5 protein-coding genes are annotated in these 4,365 nt (G+C 72.4%); 2 read left to right on the forward strand and 3 right to left on the reverse strand.

Going from position 1 to position 4,365, the window contains the following annotated elements; genetic code table 11:
- Positions 1–427, reverse strand: a 427-nt coding sequence (locus ACYVE9_RS17180; RefSeq protein ID WP_461028750.1) for a DUF5134 domain-containing protein, incomplete at its 3' end; no start/stop codon positions are given.
- Between the two features lie 106 nt (positions 428–533).
- The gene (locus tag ACYVE9_RS17185) at positions 534–926 is read right to left on the reverse strand and encodes a VOC family protein (protein ID WP_461028751.1); all 393 of its coding nucleotides are present in this window, start codon (positions 924–926) and stop codon (positions 534–536) included.
- A 168-nt stretch (positions 927–1,094) separates the two neighbouring features.
- Here ACYVE9_RS17185 and ACYVE9_RS17190 point away from each other — a divergent pair, with 168 nt between their 5' ends.
- Positions 1,095–1,670: a GNAT family N-acetyltransferase gene (locus ACYVE9_RS17190; RefSeq protein WP_461028752.1), complete on the forward strand. Its 576-nt coding sequence runs from the start codon at positions 1,095–1,097 to the stop codon at positions 1,668–1,670.
- 140 nt (positions 1,671–1,810) lie between these two features.
- On the opposite strand, the gene ACYVE9_RS17195 is transcribed toward ACYVE9_RS17190, so the two are convergent.
- Positions 1,811–2,491 carry a glycerophosphodiester phosphodiesterase gene (locus ACYVE9_RS17195; protein WP_461028753.1) on the reverse strand — a complete coding sequence of 227 codons (681 nt, stop codon included), beginning with the start codon at positions 2,489–2,491 and terminating at the stop codon, positions 1,811–1,813.
- Between the two features lie 350 nt (positions 2,492–2,841).
- Here ACYVE9_RS17195 and ACYVE9_RS17200 point away from each other — a divergent pair, with 350 nt between their 5' ends.
- Positions 2,842–4,242: a DUF6421 family protein gene (locus ACYVE9_RS17200; protein WP_461028754.1), complete on the forward strand. Its 1,401-nt coding sequence runs from the start codon at positions 2,842–2,844 to the stop codon at positions 4,240–4,242.
- Positions 4,243–4,365 lie beyond the last annotated feature (123 nt).

Genomic DNA, 4,365 nt, shown 5'->3' on the forward strand with positions numbered 1-4,365 from the left:
CCGGCAGCAGACGGAGGCCGGCGCGCAGGGCGTAGAGCCCGAAGTAGAGCAGCAGCACACCCGTCACGGCGGGCACGCCGCCGTCCTCCTGGTGGGCGGTGTGCGGCCCGGTCGCCGGGCCCGTCATGGCCAGGCCCATGTAGACCATGGTGAGCGACTCCACCAGATGGTGCGCCTGGTGGGGAGCGCCCCGGCACAGCAGCACGGCGGAACCCGCCGCCGTCGCCGTGAACAGCGCCACGTACCCCAGGGGTGGAACCGGCTGGGCAGGCAGGGCCATCGCCGCCATGCCGAACGCCATCACCGACTCCGCCGCTGCCATCCGGCGCAGTGGCCGGGGCCCGCTGCGGGCCCGAGCCAGGCACACCAGGGCGGCCAGCGCGCACACCGCGGTCAGCAACCACGCCACCGGTTCCGGCCCGTGCATCGTGCCCCTCCCCGCCGTCCGACCCGTGCGGGGAGGATGCCCGGGGAGGGCCGGGGAGCCGGCGGCCAGAGGGAGCGCACAGGGGCAGAACCGGGAGCGCGCGGGGTCAGATGCCGGGTCGGTGGCGCAGCGGGTGGTCCTCGGGGATCTCCACCACGCACAGCCGGACGCCGTCCGGTGCCGCGATCCACATCTCCACCAGGCCCCAGGGCTCCCTGAGTGGTGGTCGCAGCACCTCGACGCCCGCCTCGACGAGTTCCGTGTGCGCCGCCATGACGTCGGCGACCTGGAGCCAGAGCTTCAGGCCCGGTGAGCACGGCTCGGCGGACCGGCCGGAGATCTCCAGGAAGCCGCCGCCCAGGAAGTAGACCGTGCCGCGTTCCTCTCCGGTGCCGAACTCCCGGTGGACGGCGAGGCGGAGCGCGCCGCCGTAGTAGTCGCGGGCGGCCTGGGGGTCGGTGGGTCGCAGCAGCACCCGGCTGCTCAGTACATGCACCATGAGCCGACCCTAGGCGGCCGTCGCGGGCCCCGTCAGCCCGCCGTGCCGGGTCGGAGCAAACCCGCGCGCACCGCCTGCCGATCACGGCCCGGGAGGCGTGCCGAGGGCCCGGGGGCGTCGGGAGGCACGTCGGCGCGGGCCCGGGCCGACGCGTTAGGCTCACCGCTCATGGACGCAGCACAGCGGACGACCGCCCAGCAGACGACCGGCCCCGTCTTCCGGTACGCCGTCGAGGCCGACGTCGAGGCGCTGGTGGCGCTGATCGAGTCGGCGTACCGCGGGGACGCGAGCCGGGTCGGCTGGACGACCGAGGCGGACCTGCTGGACGGGCAGCGCACCGACCCCGAGGGGGTGCGTGCCGTGCTGGAGGACGCCGACAGCCTGCTGCTGACCGCGCACACGGACGGACTGCTGGCGGCCTGCTGCCAGTTGCAGGGCCGGACCGCGCCGGACGGGACACCCATCGCCTATTTCGGCATGTTCGCGGTCCGTCCCGGGCTCCAGGGCGGGGGTCTCGGCAAGCGGGTGCTGGCCGAGGCGGAGCGAACCGCCCGGGAGGCGTGGGGCGCCCGTCGCATGGAGATGACGGTGATCAACGCCCGGGAGGATCTGATCGCCTGGTACGTGCGCCGCGGTTACACGCGCACCGGGCAGTTGGTCCCCTTCCCCTACGGCGACGAGCGCTGCGGTGTGCCGCTCCGGGACGACCTGGTATTCGAGCTGCTGGTGAAGCCCCTCGCCTGAGGCGGTGCCCAGGTCCCCGGCCGGACGGCCCCCCGCCGCGGCCGGTGGTCACCTCGGCCTTCGCCCGGCGGGTCGGCGTCCGGGAGGCGCGTGCCCCGGTGCGCCGAGACGGTGCCGCGCGGTGTCACTCCCGCGCGGTGTCACTCCTGCCGGGCGGCGTGCACGATCTGCGGCATGTCGGTCACCACGCCGTCCAACCCGAGCGTCCGGGCGGTGGCCAGCTCCTCGGTGGTGTTGACGGTCCAGCTGATCACGCGGACACCCGCCGCCCGGCAGCGGGTGACCACGTCGGGGGTCAGGCGCGGCAACTCCGCCGACACCAGCTCGGCGCCCAGCTCGACGGCACGCTCCGGCGCGGTCGCGGTCGAGCGGCCCGTGACCAGTCCCAGCGGGATGCCGGGCAGCAGGGAACGGGTCTCGCGCAGCGCGCTGTCGTGGAACGAGATGACCGTGACGCGCTCGTGCAGGTTCCGGTCCTTGATGACGCCGGCGAGTACCCGGGCGGCGTCGCGGTCCTTGATCTCCGCCTGGATCGGCGCGGCGACGGCGTCGACGACCTCCTCGAAGGTCGGTACCCGTTCCCCCTGGCCGGCGTCCAGGCGGCGCAGTTCGGCGAGCGTGTGGCCGGCGAGCGGCCCGGTGCCGTCGGTGGTCCGGTCCACCGAGGCGTCGTGCATCACGATCAGCTCGCCGTCCCTGCTGAGGTGCAGGTCCAGCTCGATCACGTCGACGCCCTCGCGCTCCGCGCGGCGGAACGAACGCACGGTGTTCTCCGGCTCGGCCCCCATCAGACCGCGGTGTCCCACGGTGAGCAGTGACACGGTGGTGCTCTCGCTTTCGTACGGAGGGCGGGCCGGCTGGCGCCCGCTCGCGGAGAAGCGTAGCGGGAGCCGGCCAACGCGGGGTGAACGCCATCGGGCGGGCGTCGGACGTGCCGGGGACGGCGGCCACCGGGGCCCGCACGCCCGTTCCGTCCCGTTACGGCCCCGTTTCCAATCGGCAGCTCAGCCCTGGGGTCACCGCCTGAAGCTGCTGTGCAATCCTCAAACGAGAGGAAAAACACCGTACTCACGCAGCTTGAACAGGAAGATTTACGGCTACTCCGCTTGAGTGCGGGGTAGGACTGTGCCTACCGTGAGGAGCACATGATTTTTCCTGTGGAGGGACAGAGATGACTCAGACCTTGTTGCCCGGCGCCGCGGCGGACGGTGTTCCCACCGCCTCGCCCGTGGTGGAGCACACCGCCTGGTCGGACCTGAAGAGCGCCGTGGAGACGATCCGGCCCTGGCAGTCGAAGGACGGCTCCATCGACTTCGGTGCCGAGGGCGCCCCCTCCCGTGAGGCCGTCACGGCCGAGGTCGAGCGGGTGATCGGCGCGATCGAGGCCCTCGCGCCGCTGCTGCCGCACAACGAGGCGTACCACCGCGCGCTCGTCTCCGACCTGCGCCGCTGGGCCGACTCCGACTTCGCCGTGCCCGACTTCCTGGACTCGCTGCTCGCCTTCCAGCCCGCCGAGCAGCGGGTGGACGGCCGTCAGCACCTCGTCCTGTTCCCCATGTACACGCAGAACGGCAACCCGGACCGCAACTTCGAGGCCGTCGTCCTGCGCATGGTGTGGCCCGACTGGCTCTCCGAGCTGGAGCGCACCCGCTACGACAACCCGCTGTTCCTCGGCATCACCTTCGAGGACTTCACCAGCGGCTACGACACCCACTCCGCCGTGCTCTTCCCCGAGACGATAGCCGTGCGCGAGGCCCCCGAGCGCTTCAGCTGGGGCGGCATCTTCTGCGACCGCGAAGCCGCCCGGTTCCGGCGCGTCGTGAACGCCGCCTGCGAGGTGACCAGCCTGGAACTCCCCGAGGACGCCCACGGCCTGCTGACCGACCAGCACCGCGCCCAGCAGACGTTCGTCCTGTGGGACATGGTCCACGACCGCACCCACAGCCACGGCGACCTGCCCTTCGACCCGTTCATGATCAAGCAGCGCCAGCCGTTCTGGATGTACGGCCTCGAGGAGCTGCGCTGCGACCTCACCGCCTTCCACGAGGGCGTGAAGCTGGAGGCCGACGGCTTCACGCAGGGCCGGGACGTGCAGTACGCCGTCATCCTGGAGCGGCTGTTCCGCTTCCCCGTGACCGGTGAGCGCAACCGCAACTACGACGGTCTGGGCGGCCAGCTGCTCTTCGCCTACCTGCACCAGCACGACGCCCTGCGCTGGCGCGACAACAAGCTCACCATCGACTGGGACCGCGCCCGCGAGGTGACGGTGCGACTGCGCGAGGAGATCGAGACCCTCTACCGCGACGGCATCGACCGTCCCAAGCTCGTGCACTGGTTCAAGGCCTACGAACTGGTCGCCGGCTACCTCTCCCCGCACCCCGGCTCCACCTGGGCCAAGGGCCCCGAGGCCCTCGACCTGGACCTGCCGCCGCGCAAACTCGTCGACGAGGTGCACCCGGACGAGTTCCCGCTCAGCATGTTCTACGAGGCACTCTCGAAGAAGCTGCGGGGCGTCATCGCCTCGACCAGGGGCATCACCGCGGACCGCCCGTCCGTGGACGTGGCCGCATGAGCGACGGGCACGAGGAGGCGAAGGACATGAGCACAGCGACCCCCGGGACCCCCGGCACGGCCGACACCGACGGCGGCCCCCTGGAAGGGGCCGTGGTGGCGGTGGCCGGCGCCGGCGGGCCCG

The organism is Streptomyces sparsus (assembly GCF_054776295.1).